Origin of the sequence: Vibrio sp. Y51_MX_L26, assembly GCF_024181935.1 — a bacterium.
Classification (GTDB): domain Bacteria; phylum Pseudomonadota; class Gammaproteobacteria; order Enterobacterales; family Vibrionaceae; genus Vibrio; species Vibrio diabolicus.
On sequence record NZ_JAMZAS010000002.1, the window covers coordinates 481,901 to 496,872 of the forward strand.

Annotated in this window: 13 protein-coding genes and 1 riboswitch; of the genes, 6 read left to right on the plus strand and 7 right to left on the minus strand. The window is 42.9% G+C overall.

All coding sequences use genetic code 11. From position 1 onward, the window contains the following. The 4 genes from NL645_RS08315 to metA all read right to left on the minus strand — a co-directional run bounded on the left by NL645_RS08315 (position 1) and on the right by metA (position 5,204). Entirely contained in the window at positions 1-2,160 is a 2,160-nt protein-coding gene (locus NL645_RS08315; protein ID WP_253651550.1) for a GGDEF domain-containing phosphodiesterase, read from the minus strand. Beyond that, positions 2,160-3,089, minus strand: coding sequence for a phosphate/phosphite/phosphonate ABC transporter substrate-binding protein (locus NL645_RS08320; protein ID WP_104971625.1), 930 nt, complete (start codon positions 3,087-3,089; stop codon positions 2,160-2,162). Before NL645_RS08320 ends, NL645_RS08315 begins: the two co-directional genes overlap by 1 nt. A 269-nt stretch (positions 3,090-3,358) precedes the next feature. Further along, positions 3,359-4,084, minus strand: coding sequence for a type IV pilus biogenesis/stability protein PilW (pilW, locus tag NL645_RS08325; RefSeq protein ID WP_053807335.1), 726 nt, complete (start codon positions 4,082-4,084; stop codon positions 3,359-3,361). Positions 4,085-4,262: 178 nt separating this feature from the next. Continuing rightward, positions 4,263-5,204: a homoserine O-succinyltransferase gene (gene metA / locus NL645_RS08330; RefSeq protein ID WP_006741610.1), complete on the minus strand. Its 942-nt coding sequence runs from the start codon at positions 5,202-5,204 to the stop codon at positions 4,263-4,265. A 340-nt stretch (positions 5,205-5,544) separates the two neighbouring features. Here metA and NL645_RS08335 point away from each other — a divergent pair, with 340 nt between their 5' ends. Both NL645_RS08335 and NL645_RS08340 read left to right on the plus strand, forming a co-directional pair. Beyond that, positions 5,545-5,931, plus strand: a complete 387-nt coding sequence (locus NL645_RS08335; RefSeq protein ID WP_047008701.1) for a hypothetical protein — start codon at positions 5,545-5,547, stop codon at positions 5,929-5,931. 152 nt (positions 5,932-6,083) lie between these two features. Next, positions 6,084-6,440, plus strand: a complete 357-nt coding sequence (locus tag NL645_RS08340; protein ID WP_083612670.1) for a multidrug efflux SMR transporter — start codon at positions 6,084-6,086, stop codon at positions 6,438-6,440. Positions 6,441-6,514: 74 nt separating this feature from the next. Here NL645_RS08340 and NL645_RS08345 read toward each other — a convergent pair whose 3' ends face one another. After that, entirely contained in the window at positions 6,515-7,942 is a 1,428-nt protein-coding gene (locus NL645_RS08345; RefSeq protein WP_109168404.1) for an APC family permease, read from the minus strand. Positions 7,943-8,638: 696 nt separating this feature from the next. Between NL645_RS08345 and NL645_RS08350 the strand changes: the two genes are divergently transcribed. Next, positions 8,639-9,589 carry an LpxL/LpxP family Kdo(2)-lipid IV(A) lauroyl/palmitoleoyl acyltransferase gene (locus tag NL645_RS08350; RefSeq protein ID WP_109168637.1) on the plus strand — a complete coding sequence of 317 codons (951 nt, stop codon included), beginning with the start codon at positions 8,639-8,641 and terminating at the stop codon, positions 9,587-9,589. A 70-nt stretch (positions 9,590-9,659) separates the two neighbouring features. Here NL645_RS08350 and NL645_RS08355 read toward each other — a convergent pair whose 3' ends face one another. After that, a complete protein-coding gene (locus NL645_RS08355; protein ID WP_253651551.1) occupies positions 9,660-11,132 on the minus strand; it encodes a carboxypeptidase M32 in 1,473 nt (490 codons plus the stop codon). A 223-nt stretch (positions 11,133-11,355) separates the two neighbouring features. Between NL645_RS08355 and NL645_RS08360 the strand changes: the two genes are divergently transcribed. Further along, positions 11,356-11,991, plus strand: coding sequence for a LysE family translocator (locus tag NL645_RS08360; RefSeq protein ID WP_253651552.1), 636 nt, complete (start codon positions 11,356-11,358; stop codon positions 11,989-11,991). Then, positions 11,991-12,557 carry a hypothetical protein gene (locus tag NL645_RS08365; protein WP_005393418.1) on the plus strand — a complete coding sequence of 189 codons (567 nt, stop codon included), beginning with the start codon at positions 11,991-11,993 and terminating at the stop codon, positions 12,555-12,557. Before NL645_RS08360 ends, NL645_RS08365 begins: the two co-directional genes overlap by 1 nt. A gap of 114 nt (positions 12,558-12,671) precedes the next feature. Here NL645_RS08365 and NL645_RS08370 read toward each other — a convergent pair whose 3' ends face one another. After that, positions 12,672-14,048, minus strand: a complete 1,377-nt coding sequence (locus NL645_RS08370) for a sodium:alanine symporter family protein (RefSeq protein ID WP_253651553.1) — start codon at positions 14,046-14,048, stop codon at positions 12,672-12,674. 122 nt (positions 14,049-14,170) lie between these two features. Further along, positions 14,171-14,270: riboswitch (glycine riboswitch) on the minus strand. Between the two features lie 529 nt (positions 14,271-14,799). Here NL645_RS08370 and NL645_RS08375 point away from each other — a divergent pair. After that, positions 14,800-14,958 carry a hypothetical protein gene (locus tag NL645_RS08375; RefSeq protein ID WP_005377784.1) on the plus strand — a complete coding sequence of 53 codons (159 nt, stop codon included), beginning with the start codon at positions 14,800-14,802 and terminating at the stop codon, positions 14,956-14,958. Positions 14,959-14,972: the final 14 nt, after the last annotated feature.

Genomic DNA, 14,972 nt, shown 5'->3' on the forward strand with positions numbered 1-14,972 from the left:
TTAAGCATAGTTGCTTGCGGTTGAGTCATCTATTGCTTGGCGTTGTTGCTCAAACTCTATGATTTCTTCTGCCGGCACTGGTCTACCCAAGAAAAAGCCTTGCACAACGTCGCAGTGAAGTGATTCCATCCTTGTTAGTTGGGTCTGGGTTTCTATGCCTTCAGCTACCACTCTCATTCTTAGGTTATGAGCCATGGATATAATCGCACGGACTAATGAATCATCTTGTTCATTTTTTTGGATTTGAGCGATAAATGAACGGTCAATTTTAAGCCCATCAAACGACATTTGTTGTAGGTAGGCGAGGGCTGAGTACCCAGTTCCAAAATCATCTAGCCACACTTCTACGCCGTTAGCTTGTAATTTTCTGAGCACGTACTGCGCTTTCTCAATATCATCAATAAACAGAGACTCTGTCACTTCAACATGAATGGTTTGAGGGGGGACTTGATATTGTTGTAAATATTTCGAAAAGAGCTGACTTAAATCTTGGCGGTAGATCTGCCTAGGAGACAAATTTAATGCGATATGAAAATCAGCAGTGAAATGATCCGCCCATTGTGCTCGCTGGCTAATTGCTGTCTCGATGAGGTATTCACCAAGCTCTAAAATTAAGTCACTTTGTTCTGCAATCGGGATAAATAATTCTGGGCTGATATAACCCTTCTCTGGGTGATTCCACCTAACCAATGCTTCGACACCAATCAATTGGTAGGTGTTGAGGTCGAACTGGGGTTGATACCAAAGCTCGAACTGAGATAAATCACGTATTGAGCGGCGCAGTTCTTTTTCTATGTATAAGCGCTGTTTCACGGTCTCATCAAACGCGGAATCGTATATCGTCATGATATCTTTGCCGCGTCGTTTAGATTCTTGCGCCGCCAGTGAGGAGAGTTGTAAAAGAGACTCTGCGTTTGAGCCAAATTCCGGATACACCGCGACTCCAAGGCTTGCCGTAATTTGAATATCGTTCTCTTCCAAGTTAAAAGGAGAAAGCAGTTGGCGATGAATATCGTCCGCTTTTTCTCTAGCGTGGAGGCTGTCTTTGCATGGAAAGACCAGCACAAATTCGTCAGCGCCGACTCGGCTTACGATGGTTGAAAGACGGTAAAGAGGCTGGAAGTAACTCGGCAAACGACCTTGAAGTTCTGAGGCGAGATGACCTAGCAATTTATCTCCGATGCTATGCCCGTAGTTATCGTTAATATGTTTAAAGTCATCCAGATCAATAAAAACAACCGCGAGTGAGGGAGATCTGCGGTTCGTTATTTGCTTTTGGATATCAATGAGCAACTTTTCTCGGTTAGGCAGGGAGGTAAGAATGTCGTGATATGCCATGAACTCCACCCGGCTTGTGTATCGGTTCACTTTGTTCGACATTTTGTTATACGCCGAAATAAGATCACCCACTTCATCTTTACTTTTTATATCAGTAATTGGCAGTGCTTGAGTATTTGACTCTGTAAATTGTTCTTTAAGTTGTTTGAGTGGCTTTATTAATGAGCGACCGAAAGCATACGCGATGGCACTTCCGAGCAGAACGGATATCGCACTGATCGTGAGTAGCAAGTTAAACATCTTTTGCTTATCGTTTGAGGTAAGCGCTTGTACTTGAGCAATGTTTTGTTCTTTCTCTTCTAATAGATGCGCTAGGTTCAGTTCAAGATACACCGCGCCCAGTGTGATATTCGATTGCTGAATCGGTGCCGCAATTTCTAATTGATGTTTAGAAAAAGAAATGAGAATTCTAGACTCTTCTATTGCTTTCAAAATAAAGCGAGAACGGTAATGAGGCTGGGCAAACATACTCAGCTGAGTCGTACCGTCGTGAAAGATTAGCCCTTCATTATCAACAACGTGTATCTTCGAGATATCTGGTTGGCTTAATGTCGCTTTAATTTGCTCGTACGCTTGGCTGATATTATCCGTATAGAGTGGGTCAAAAAGTTGTTTTGATAATAACTCTGCGTAAACCAATCCTTTTTGCTTGACGTAAGACTCTGTTTTTTCTTGTGAGTTCTCGGTGATTTGGCGGGTTAAGTTATTTGAGTACGTATCGTAACCATGCATATATAGTGCGAGGTTTATCACTACGACAAACAGGACAACAAAAATGGTCGAGCAAATGTATTTAGTTTCGAGTGAGAGTTTGTGGAACATCAATCCACCTTCGGTAACAAGTGAATAGATGTTCGAACGGTATTTAAGGACGCGGACATTTCTGGCGTTAGAGCGGTGATCTTTTTCGTGTTTTGGAACTGTTTAAGTGCTAGAGCACCTTGCTGAGATGTCTCCATACCGAGCAATATTGACGTGATTTTATGTTGCTGATCTTGGCTTAAGGTCGGAGAGGCGAGAATTAAGTCTCTAGGTATTTCTACCGAGCGAGCGAAAATCGTTAGTTTGTCTTTCATGCTTTCTGGAAGATCTTTAGGGTTGCTCCAATTGAAATTGCTGAACGCTCCTGCTGCGACTCTCTGCTTATACACCCATACTGAAAGGTTGATTTCATTCGATTGAGCCAAGTGCTCGTCAAGGAATAAATATCCAATACTGTCTTTGGCTGGTTTGTCATCGGAGGAGGGGAGGTATTCTAATTTCTCCCCTTGATTAAGCAGTGTAATAGCGGGTAAGTAATAGCTGCTGGTGGATGTACGCTTTTCAAAAACAAGTGTTTTTCCGCGCAGGTCAGAAATCGACTCGATACCACTCTCTTTGTGGGTAAAGAATACCGTATGATATTTTTGTAAACCTTTTTTCCAGCGTATGGCAATGGCTTGGCTACCAGACTCTGCCTCGAGGGTCATTGCATTGAAGGGGGTGGCTGTTGCAATTTGAACGGTGCCATTTTCAAGTGCCACCGCGAGCTGGCGATAATTTTTAAATACTTTTACAGCACCCTTGGTGTATCCGTATTCAGCCAAACCATTGGTCACGTACTGCGTGAAAGGCGTCGACTTTTTGATTTTGCTTTGAGCTTTATTGGAAACAATGCCAAACGTGAATGTTTTTTCAATATTTTCTTGTGCACTGACGACAAAAGGCGAACTCAGCAAAGTGAGTGATAACAGAGTGCAGGCAGGTTTCATCCGGCTTCAACTTCCTTCTGGTGCATGTCAGTAATATTTAGCATTTATCAATGCGCCCCAAATCAATAGTAGAAACAGTATGATGTACAAATTTCGTTTTACTAGCGCACTTTTATAACGTGACTTGGTCACTTATTCCGTTCAAATAGTACCGAATTTGAAGTTTATGTACAGGATGAATGTTTCACCGTGGGTTTTAATTCACTGGATTCTTAGTCAAGTTCAGTAGTGTCTGTGAGCGAGTACACCTTCTTTATCATGATGTCGTGTTAAGAAAACCTCTCCAATTGCTTTTGATATTTTTTCTCGAGTGCTTCATTACCTGCTGCACGTTCAAGTTGAATCATGAGCTGTAAAGAGGGTTTCTTAACGCCATACATTTGATTAAATCTCATTAATCGAATTCTGGCTTCAGTGTAATTGCCGCTATCAATTTCTAGCTTGGCTAGCTGCAAAATAGATTTTGGCCTATGAGGGTCATGATCAATAGCTCGGGCGAAGTAGTATTTCGCTTTGTCTTTATCTTGTGACTTCAACGCGCAAAATGCGGCGTTTTCATAACTGGCCGGAATGAGATAGTAATAAGGTTGCTCAATGGCTCGATTAAACATTTGATCGGCTTTCTCGAAGTCACCCCGCTTGCAAAGAAAGGTGCCGTAGTTATTGAGCACGTTACCGTTTTTGGTGTGTTGGCGTAGAGAGCGTTTATACATTTGCTCGGCTTTAGCATCTTCACCAACCGTTTCATAGTAGTGAGCCATCGATAACTGAGCACGATAGTATTGAGGTGCGTGGGTTAAGGCTTGTTGCAAGTTATCATGCGCGCGAATCATATTGCCGCCTTCTAAATAACCTAGGCCAAGTGCGATACGTGATTCTGCCATTGCTACAGGATCGGCTTTAACGACAGGGCTACCATCTTCTTTCACCGTCACGCAGCCCACAAGTGCAAACTGAGAGATTAATAGTAGTGCACCGAGCTTTGTTGTTTTCATTCTTTGTCCCTACATCCCTGAATCTCCCAGCATGATATGAATTACGTAGCAAAAGCCTATTGAGGAAAAAACACTATGCGATCAGGTTTGCAAACTGGTATGAAAAAGCCGCCATATGGCGGCTTGGTTCACATATTACATTTAGGCATCATAAGCGCTTTGTTTGCGTGCTTTGAGGTTAATCGTCTTTAGTAAAAGCGTCTTCACTGAAGTGATCAAGATCATAAGGTGTTTGCTGGTAAACGCAGTAGTTCAGCCAGTTTAAAAAGAGGAGATGTCCATGACTTCTCCAACTGGCAATTGGTGGATTATCAGGATTGTTGTTTGGATAGTAGTTGACGGGAATGGCTGGTTCCATGCCTTCGCTTAAATCGCGGATATATTCGTTATGTAAGGTATGCGAATCGTATTCAGGATGCCCAGTAACAAACACATTTCTCTTGTCTTTTGTTGTAGCTAAATAAACACCTGCAACATCCGATGTGGCTAGGATGTCTAAGTCGGTATGTTCTTCTAAAAAGTGAGGTGAAAAGTCGGCATAGCGTGAATGAGGCGCTAAAAATGTGTCATCAAACCCACGTAACATAGGATGGAATTGATGATGAATCTGGTGATGGTACACGCCTGAAAGTTTCTCTTTACGCGTTTTTTTAGGTAGATCGTAGAGCAACTTCAGCCCTGCTTGTGCTGCCCAGCAGACATAAAGAGTCGATGTCACATGATCTTTTGCCCATTCCATGATGGTTTTTAGGTGGTCCCAATAAATGACATCTTCAAATTGAACCAAACCTAGTGGGGCACCAGTAATGATCATGCCATCGAAATTTTTATCTCTCACCATTTCAAATTGACGATAAAAAGTATCCAAATGTTCGGTTGGCGTATTTTTGCTTGGGCGGTTATCAATGCGTAACAACTCGACATTGACTTGTAATGGGCTGTTTGAGAGTAGACGCAAAAACTGAGTTTCAGTTTCTATTTTTTTGGGCATCAGATTCAGGATCAGCACTCGTAAAGGACGTATTTCCTGACTCGCAGCACGCGTTTCACTCATTACGAAGATGTTCTCTGTCCTTAGCACATCGGTAGCTGGTAGTTGATCTGGAATTCTAATTGGCACGACTTTCTCTCCCTAAGCATAGTCAATCTAGACGTCTATACTTCTAAAGCTAACTTAATTAAGTTTAGATGTCGATACGAAATATGACTTTTCAATCTACTCTTTACATTATGGTAAACCGAGCTCGAAGCTGTCACACAATTGTGACTAGAGCGGAGTTTCTGATGAGATATGTTTGAAACGCTGGTCGTACTATTTGCTGGTAATTATGTGATCACGTTAATATGCGAAAGTGACTTCGTTGTAAGGAAGTCTCAGATTAATGAGCCATACTAAAAACAATCAGCTCACCAATATGCATTAAAGTGTGTATTTGGAAACATCGTCAGTGGAGGACATTATGTTCGGTATTTTTAAAAGAAAGACAAAAATTCAGAGCATCGCTCAAGAGGTTCCTAGCGTACTATTGCGCTTGTTTGGCGATAAAGACACTTATACGCCGAAAGAAATTGATCAAGCCCTTCAAGAGCTTGGTTATGATAAGAGCAAGGATCTAAGTCATTATCAGTATGCCTATGGAATGTTTGCCAATGAAGCTTCTTACGAGCAGCTAGGGCTGACGGATGAGTTAGGTAATTATGGTCACTTTCAACGAGAAGTGGGCAAGATGCTGCTCAATACACCAGAGCCAATTGATATGCACATCTACTTTGAAATTGCTCGGCAGCACCAAAAAGCAGGCCTGTCGCTTACTCATCAAGAAGTGAGTGAAAGCGATGGCGTGTGAATGTCTCTATATTCAAGTGATCACGCTGTGAATCCTGCATTTTGAAGCCGCTTGAGTAAGAGGTATTCCATCGAGAGATGAGTTGGGTATAATGCGCGACCTAATTATCCGGACGTGTTGTCGGTTACATTTCTGTTGAGCGTTAATGCCTTATGTTCAAAATGCTTGTCTCTATGCCGCCAATGTTGGCGCTGTCGATCGCGATTGTATGTGAAGTGATTGCCACTTCCTATATTCCCAAAACAGAGCAATTTACGAAAATGATGCCTAGCACAGTCGTTCTGATTGGTTACGGCATTGCTTTCTTCTTGCTTTCCGTCACGGTAAAAACGATGCCTGTTGGGGTTGTTTACGCCATATGGAGTGGAGCGGGTATTGTTTTAGTTGCTACGGTTGGCTACTTTGTTTATGGACAGCGGCTAGATTTGCCTGCGATTGTTGGTATTGGGTTTATCCTCACTGGTGTGATGATCGTGAATCTGTTATCCAAGACTGTAGGACACGGATAACCAACACTACTTGTGATGCCAAATAAAAAGCCGTAGCGAGAAATTGCTGCGGCTTTTTAATGTCAATCCAATAGTTAACTTACTAGTACCTCAAGCATTTTGCTTTGTTGACAATGTTTTCGATTGCGATACATCACGGCGGCGAACGCTGGGAGGCTAAATGTGATAAATCCTAATATCAGTGCATATGCACCAGTTTTTGCGCTAATTCTTGCTGGTACGTCAAAAGATACAACAATCGTCACCAAGCAACTCATCAAGCCTAATCCTGCCACTAAACACATTCCTATTTTTCCGCCCGCAATTCGAAATGGGCGCTCAATATTTGCGTGTTTGTAGCGTGAGACCAAAAAGCTAACAAAAATACAGATGTACATCACCATATAGAGCTGAGTCATCAGGATATTCAATAGCCACATGCCTTGATTGACGTTTGGAACAAAAATGAAAACCAAAGAGAGCACGCTAACAATCGCGCCTTGCAAGAGCAACAATGAGACGGGGGCTTGGTTGCGGTTTTCTTTGGCGAGCGACATCGGCATGAAACTATCTTTTGCGGCAACATGCAGACTTTTAGTTGGGGCGATTATCCAGTTATTCAGGCTTGCAAGCGTGCCAAAAACAATAGCAAGGGCAATGACAGGCAGCAGGAATGAGAGGTGCAGATCATCAAAAAAAGTTTTGAAGGCAAGTATCACTCCTTCACTCAAACTAGAATGGTCACTTGAGACGACCGAAGAAATAGACAGTGAGCACGCCGTCAGAGAAACCAAGATTAAGGTTGTGGAGATCAGCAGAGCTTTGGGATAGGCTTTTTGCGGATTTTCTACTTCGCTTGCATAAGAGGTCGTGATTTCAAGGCCTGTAAGTGACAGAACTACCGCAGTAAAACCAGCTCCGATCCCATCTTGAGAAAGGTCCGGCAACCAGTCAGATACGTGGCGAAGCGAGATATGAGACTCACCAGGATGGGTATACGCCCAGTACCCGCCTAATCCGATAATCAATAGAATCGGAAATATCAAACCTAGGGTGCCGAATACATTTGTAATCAGGGAAGAGAGGCGCAAGCCAAAGATATTAACTAAAGTTAACGCCCAAAAAATCACATTAATCATCACCAACATAAACATGTTGTTTTGCGCCAGGTCTGGGAAAAAAGGGTAGGCCCCCGTTGCAACAATGAATGAAATTAACGGTGGATAGTAAACAATATTTTCAGCGTATTGATACCACACGGTGGCAAAGCCAAAGTTTGGCCCTAGTGTTTCTTTGCCCCAAAGATATACACCACCTTGCTTTGGATAAGTGGTACTTAGCTCAGCACACACTAGCGCTGTAGGGACAAAAAAACAGAGTCCAGCAAGTAAGAAGAAAGAAATGGCATGGCTACCAAACAAAGCCGCCCCAGGAATGTTCCTTATGCTGTCGACCGAAGTTACGGTAATCATGATGATAGAGAAAACACTCAATTTAACGGCGGATTTAACGATATTGCTCATTCGATACCTTTAATGGATGAGCGCACAACTTCTAGGTTGTAAAAGTAGCGTGCTACAAGTAAGACTCGCGTATTGTAGATTCCTCATAAATAGTGGGTATATAGCGAAAAACGGTATGTATTTATCCGAAAATGAGCTGAAAACAACACGCTTTATTTCCATGGGATATAAACGAGTGATATGTCGGATAAATAAACACTTATAGCGATAAATTAGAACCTTTAGGTAAAGATTTGACTTTCCCCTAAGGTCAAGGAGTACATTAATGCCATATCGAAATGAAACGATGGAGAAACACAATGGGATGCTGTAACCAAGCGCCAAAAGGTGGCACCGGAAAGTTGTCTTACTTATTCAGGGTAATGGTTATCATGTTTATTGTTATTTTCATGGTAGCTGCATTATGGGGTTAAAAAAACACCATTATCTAGCGCATTGAAAACACAAAGTTATGTTTGTCCAAACTTTATGAAAGTGTGGTAGATTAATCACTCCAATCGATGTTAACGTGGTGATTCATCTTTGCTGCTTTTTCATCCCCCTACATATTTCTGCAAAGTTCTTATTGTGTAGTGTGTCGAAGAACCATAGAATCCGCGCGCTTTAATTTATGTTATTAGCGCTATCAATGATAAAAGTGCAGTCCATTATCATTGTTTTTATCACTTATAGATGGGCACATCTGACAATACTCACATGAATAAATACCAAAAGCCTGAGTTCAAGGCTGAATTTCTTTTGCCTCGTTACTGGGGAACCTTAATTATCATCAGCGTGATGTACTTACTCAGTCTCCTTCCTTTCAAAGTTCAGTTAGCATTAGGACGTGGCATTGGCCGTTTAGCCATGCGAATCATGAAAAAACGTCAAGTTACGATTAGACGCAATCTTGAGCTTTGCTTTCCTCAGATGGAAGAATGCCAACGCGAAGCAATTTTAAAAGACAATATCGACAATACAGGTATTGCGCTATTTGAGACCGCGATGGCATGGTTTTGGCCTGATAAACGGGTAAACAAACACGTTACGATAAAAGGAATGGAGCACCTCGAGGCTTTAGAAAAATCAGGCAAGGGGGCATTAATGTTGGCCGTACACTCGATGAACTTAGAGTTAGGTGCTCGTGCTTTTGGCATTAAAAAGTCTGGCACTGGTGTTTATCGCCCAAACAACAATCCGTGTTTTGATTACTTTCAATACAAGGGGCGTTCTCGCTCTAATCGTACGCTTATTGACCGCAAGAACGTTAAAGCCATGCTTGAAGCGCTTAGAACGGGTGAGCGGGTCTGGTATGCACCGGATCATGATTATGGAAACCGACGCTCAACGTTTGCGCCATTATTTGCCGTTAAAAATGCTTGCACGACGACAGGTACAAGTCTGCTGGTTGATTCGACAGATTGTGCCATCGTGCCTTTTACGATGGTAAGAGGAAAAGACGGACACTATACCTTGACGATTAGTGCGCCAGTCGACGGTTTCCCGAAAGAAGATCCTCAAGGTGCGGCAGTTTTCGTGAATAAGATAGTTGAAACGTCAATCATGACAAGTCCGAGTCAATATATGTGGCTTCACCGTCGGTTTAAAACCAGACCTGAAGGCGAGGATTGTTTGTACAAGCCAAGGCTTATCCCTAGCTTGGCATAGTATAGAAAGAGCCTAAAAAAGCCCAAGGAACATACGAACCTTGGGCTTTTACGTTCTATTCTTTTTCTATTTACAGGTAGCGGCCTTTTAGGTGCGCTTGGAAGTGCTTAGCATTTAGTGTTTCACCCGTTGCGTCTCTTACGAGATCATCTGTTGTTAATACGCTGCCTTTACTCCAGATGTTCTTCGACAGCCAATCGAATATCGGCGTCAGATCGCCAGAGCGAATAACCGCGTCCACATCTACCGTTTGCTTCATTGCGGCCATGAATTGGGCTGCGTACATCGCACCGAGAGTGTAGGATGGGAAATATCCAAAACTTCCATCCGTCCAGTGAATGTCCTGCATACAACCGTTTTTGAAATTCCCTTCCGTTGAGAGCCCCAAATACGCTTTCATTTTTTCGTTCCAGAGCTCTGGTACGTCTGTATGCTTGATGGCACCGTTCATAAGATCACGTTCAATCTCATATCGAAGAATAACGTGGGCAGGGTATGTTAATTCGTCCGCATCTACGCGAATAAAGCCTTTCTCTACGCGAGTGTAGATTTTGGCTAGATTGTCTTTTTCAAATTCATCCCCAGAAAAATGCTTGGAAGCCATGTGAGCAAGGTGGTCGATAAATGCGTTGTTTCGTCCTATTTGCATTTCAAAGAAGAGCGACTGTGACTCATGAATTCCCATAGAGCGGGCTTGACCAGCTGGCGTTCCTGCTAAATTTTTTGGTAGCCCTTGCTCGTATCGGGCATGGCCAGTTTCGTGGACGATCCCCATCAATGATTGGACAAACTCGCTTTCATCATAACGTGTTGTAATACGCACATCTGTTGGCACACCGCCACAAAATGGGTGGACACTTTCATCAAGCCGACCGTGTTCAAAATCGAATTGAAGTAGCTTCATGACTTCCAGTCCCAGCGCTTTTTGTTTTTCCGCAGGGTAGTGCGCAGTTGGCAATAAAATGTTGTCTGATTGCTGTTTTTCAAGCGCTTCGTCTATCAAGGAAGGTAGCCACGTTTTTACGTCAGCAAAAAGCGTGTCTAACGATGCAGACGTTGTGCCTGGTTCATAAATATCAAGCATGGCATCGTAAGGCGTTGTGCCGTTTGCTTCGGCTCTAATTTGCGCTTCTTCTTGCGATAGCTTGACGACTTCTGCCCAGTTCTTTTCAAAGCCAGACCAGTCATTTTCTCCGCGTTGCGTACGCCATGCATGTTCACATTTGGAGCCAGCAAGAGATTGAGCTTGAACTAATGATTCTGGTAGCAAGTTAGCTTGTTGCCATTCACGTTTCATTTCTCGTAGGATGGACTTTTCACTTGCAGATAGCGTCTCTTCTTCTGCCCGAGCGAAAAGCTCGCCCAAGTGTGGCTGAGTCATTAATGAGTGGATGTGTACATCAAGCTCTGCCATAGCATTGGAGCGCGCTTCAGCGCCACCAGATGGCATGACCGCTGCTTGGTCCCAACCTATGATGGCAGAGAGGTGCTCAAAGTTTGCCACTTTTTTGGAATGTTCAATGAGTTTTGTAAATGCTTTCATGTGACTACTCTTATTCTTTTGTTCTTTCCCTAAACACCCGATAACGGGTCCTTTACGTCGAGTTGCACGAAACAACCTGCGTTAATTTACTAATAATTAACAATTAATCGTCACTCATTGTCCATAAATTCACTCAGTTGTATAGCTCTCTTAAAAAAGAAGCTTGCGAATCTCGTGGATTGACGGTATTGATGACGGATTAACAATTAATTATCACGATAATATGGATATCTTGAATTTTGAGGCATTTATTATTGCCATCACTATTTTAACGCTAACGCCGGGTTTAGATACGGCCCTTGTTATCCGTAATACCAGTCGCGCGGGTTTAAAAGACGGATGTACAACCAGTTTAGGGATTTGCTTTGGCTTATTTGTGCATGCTTTCTTTTCAGCGGTTGGTATTTCGGCCATTCTGGCGCAATCTGCAGAGTTGTTCCAAATCGTAAAAATGATTGGTGCAGCTTATCTTATTTGGCTTGGTCTGAGCAGTTTAAAAGCCTTGATGACGTCGAAGAATGGTTTGTCAGTGACTGAGCAGGTTCATGAAGTGTTTAATGGCAAACGCTCTTTTAGAGAGGGCTTTCTTTCTAACGTCTTGAACCCAAAAACGGCAGTTTTCTACTTGGCGTTCTTGCCACAGTTTGTGAATCCAGAAGGTTCTCCTTTGCTTCAATCAATGATGATGGCATCCGTGCACTTTATTATTGCGATGGTTTGGCAGTGTGGTTTGGCTGGCGCACTTAACTCAGCTAAGAGCCTGTTAAAGAATGCAAGCTTTATGAAGTGGATGGAAGGGGCGACGGGCGCTGTCTTAGTCGCACTTGGCGTAAAGTTATTGATTGAAAAGCCCGTGTAATGCGCAATATTTACCACCTTTTGATATTGCTCGTTGTGTTTATTACTGGCGTGGTTGGTGCCATTGTTTGGCAGACATGGCCACAGGTACAGTTTGCGCAACGTGGCATGACCTGGTCTTGGCACTGGGGCTATTTCGAGCCATTTTCCAATGGAATACAACAGACGCGAACTCAAGACACGAAACAGCTATTACTTCGACGTGTGTATATGAATGACGGTATTGTCGTTTTTGTCTCGACAACAATGGACAATAAATTTGAAGTTGATGTTGTAAAAGAGCAAAGCTGCGAACCTAAAACGACAACTTGGGCTTCAGTATCCGTCAACCATCAACGCATGAGACATGTGCCGATGGTTTGTGATGCACTGGGGCAGAGCTACTTTTATCGCTACATCGGGAAGCATCTTGAATCGATTGAAGTTGGGGTTGGAGATTCGTTCGTAACAGAGGCGTTTTCAGACTGGCCGCTATCAGAGCTGAAGTCGGATCAATTCAAGCAAAAAAATGCGAAGTTTTTTCAAGAACGTGGAGAAAAGGTTGAGCATCAATGGTTGAGAGATTAACCGCTTAACTTAAGATAAAATAAAGCCCGCTGAATACCAGCGGGCTTTATGTTTTTACCATTTCCAATTTACTTTCAGCGATTGACGGTTCATTACTGAACACTTGTCATGTCACTAAGCTTTTACTGCTTCAATTTGATCAGATTGCGATGCTGAGCTAAAGAACAGCTTGGTTTCTGCCAGTACGACGTGACGCAGTGCGATCAAACCGATTAGGTTAGGAATCGCCATCAGACCATTTACGATATCGGCGAGTAGCCAAATCATGTCTAGATGGAGGAACGCGCCTGATGCCACCAAAGCAACGAAAATCAGCTTATAAGGAAGCACCGCTTTTGTACCAAAGAGGAACACAACGCAACGCTCACCGTAGTAGTTCCATCCAAGAATGGTTGTGAATGCAAAAAACATCAAACCAATTGACACCAGCATTGGGCCAAATGTATCCGCATTCAAACCTACCGCAAAGGCATGAGTCGTCATTGCTGCACCAGAAAAGTCGCTTTGCCATGCGCCAGTAAGGATCAAGGCTAGGCCCGTCATGGTACAAATAATGATGGTATCAAAGAAGGTACCTGTCATTGAAATCAGGCCTTGTTTCACACAAGAGTCTGTTTTCGCTGCCGCTGCTGCCATAGGCGCGCTACCCAAACCAGATTCGTTTGAGAATATGCCACGAGCGATACCTGATTGGATCGCCAGCATGATACTTGCACCTAAGAAACCGCCAGTCGCTGCTGTTGATGTAAATGCTGATACCAACACTAATTCAACGGCGTTGAACAATTGGTCTGCATTCATGATGATCACGCTTAAACACGCCAACACGTAAAATACAGCCATGGTAGGAACCACTTTTCCTGCAACGTTAGCAATGGATTTGATGCCACCCAAAGTTACGAAAGCAACCAAAAGAGTCAGTACAAAGGCAGAGAGCTCACGGTCAACACCGAGAGATATCTCACTTGCATCCAGAATCGCGTTTACTTGTGGAAACGTACCAATACCAAAACAAGCAACACCCAAAGCAAACACTGCAAACATGATCGCGAGGGCTTTTGAGCCAACACCGTATTGCAGATAGTACATTGGGCCACCAATCATTTGGCCTTTATCATCTACTCTTCGGTATTTAACCGCTAACAAACATTCGGCGTATTTAGTCGCCATTCCGAAAAGGGCGGCGAGCCACATCCAGAATAGGGCACCTGGTCCACCAAGTTTGATCGCGGTGGCAACACCAACAATGTTACCAGTACCAATCGTTGCTGAGAGCGCAGTACAAAGTGCTGCAAAGCTAGAAACGTCACCTTGTTTATCAGATGACTTATCTTTACTGAATACCATCGCTAGCGCTGTTGGGAGATGTTTAAACTGGATCAAGCCGAGGCTAAAAGTGAAGTAAACACCGGTACCCACTAGCAAAATAAGCAGTGGTGGACCCCAGACAAAATTATCGATGGTTTGTAGTAAAGATTGTAGGTCGTTCATGATTTCCCCTTAATAAAACAACTAATAAGGAGAAGAGGGAAAGGACGAGATCAACGATCTCTAAAAGAACTAAGCTATTGGTTGTAGGCGGGAAGGCCAAGCAAAATAGTTAGGTTGTAACTTTCCACTCCTCTGTCCTTTTGCCTGAGAGTTTCACCTTGCGTGAGTGCAAGACTTGCTCCTTCGGCGACCGATTTAACGGTTCTCTCCAGAGGTTCCTCCAACTACAGTCCCCGCTACCTAGGTAGCACCTGAAATAGTTAATTCTTCGGCGAGTTATGCTAATCAAATGTTAAAATTTGATTAATAACCACTCTCCTGCAGTCTTCATCGGAACAATTACTCAATTAAATGAGTAAAGGTTAGTTAATGATGCTGGTCATCATTAACGTGTGAACTCTATCATGTTTTTGGTCCATTTCAACACCCTATGTCAATTTATTTTCAACGAAATAACCCCACTTATTTTCACGAAGCTATGTTTACCCAAGTTTTTTGTGTGAGTAACTGCAAAAACAAAACTTATTGGGCTAGGGAATAGAACCAAGAACACACTTCAGAACGATAAATGTGTTTCGATTATTACGGCATAAGTTATTCAATTGAGAACACAAATTTGATTAAAATCGAAGCACTTATTTTAAAATCTACGCTAAGTTGACCTTATGGGGCGTATAAATGAGTTAAAATAAATCTTTGTGAAACCGTCTATGGACCTAGGCAGTTTTTCATAAGTGGACAAGGAGGCGGTATGACCAGATTATTAGCCATTGCGGTGTTGATTGCAGTAGCATTTGTGCTGTTTCGTTATCGAACCAATGAAAAAGTCCAAAAAGCGACCGTTATAACATTAATTGGCGCCTTTCTGATTTATACAGCATCGATTATGTTTGCGGAATTGATCCGCTAGCAAAGTAAAAGAGT

Bases quoted from the DNA above. Each gene is read 5' to 3' on its own strand.
- NL645_RS08355 (WP_253651551.1), bottom strand. From the start codon at position 11,132: ATGAAAGCATTTACAAAACTCATTGAACATTCCAAAAAAGTGGCAAAC.
- NL645_RS08340 (WP_083612670.1), top strand. From the start codon at position 6,084: ATGTTCAAAATGCTTGTCTCTATGCCGCCAATGTTGGCGCTGTCGATC.
- pilW (WP_053807335.1), bottom strand. From the start codon at position 4,084: ATGAAAACAACAAAGCTCGGTGCACTACTATTAATCTCTCAGTTTGCA.
- NL645_RS08375 (WP_005377784.1), top strand. From the start codon at position 14,800: ATGACCAGATTATTAGCCATTGCGGTGTTGATTGCAGTAGCATTTGTG.
- NL645_RS08320 (WP_104971625.1), bottom strand. From the start codon at position 3,089: ATGAAACCTGCCTGCACTCTGTTATCACTCACTTTGCTGAGTTCGCCT.
- NL645_RS08365 (WP_005393418.1), top strand. From the start codon at position 11,991: ATGCGCAATATTTACCACCTTTTGATATTGCTCGTTGTGTTTATTACT.
- NL645_RS08350 (WP_109168637.1), top strand. From the start codon at position 8,639: ATGAATAAATACCAAAAGCCTGAGTTCAAGGCTGAATTTCTTTTGCCT.
- NL645_RS08360 (WP_253651552.1), top strand. From the start codon at position 11,356: ATGGATATCTTGAATTTTGAGGCATTTATTATTGCCATCACTATTTTA.
- NL645_RS08370 (WP_253651553.1), bottom strand. From the start codon at position 14,048: ATGAACGACCTACAATCTTTACTACAAACCATCGATAATTTTGTCTGG.
- NL645_RS08335 (WP_047008701.1), top strand. From the start codon at position 5,545: ATGTTCGGTATTTTTAAAAGAAAGACAAAAATTCAGAGCATCGCTCAA.
- NL645_RS08345 (WP_109168404.1), bottom strand. From the start codon at position 7,942: ATGAGCAATATCGTTAAATCCGCCGTTAAATTGAGTGTTTTCTCTATC.
- NL645_RS08315 (WP_253651550.1), bottom strand. From the start codon at position 2,160: ATGTTCCACAAACTCTCACTCGAAACTAAATACATTTGCTCGACCATT.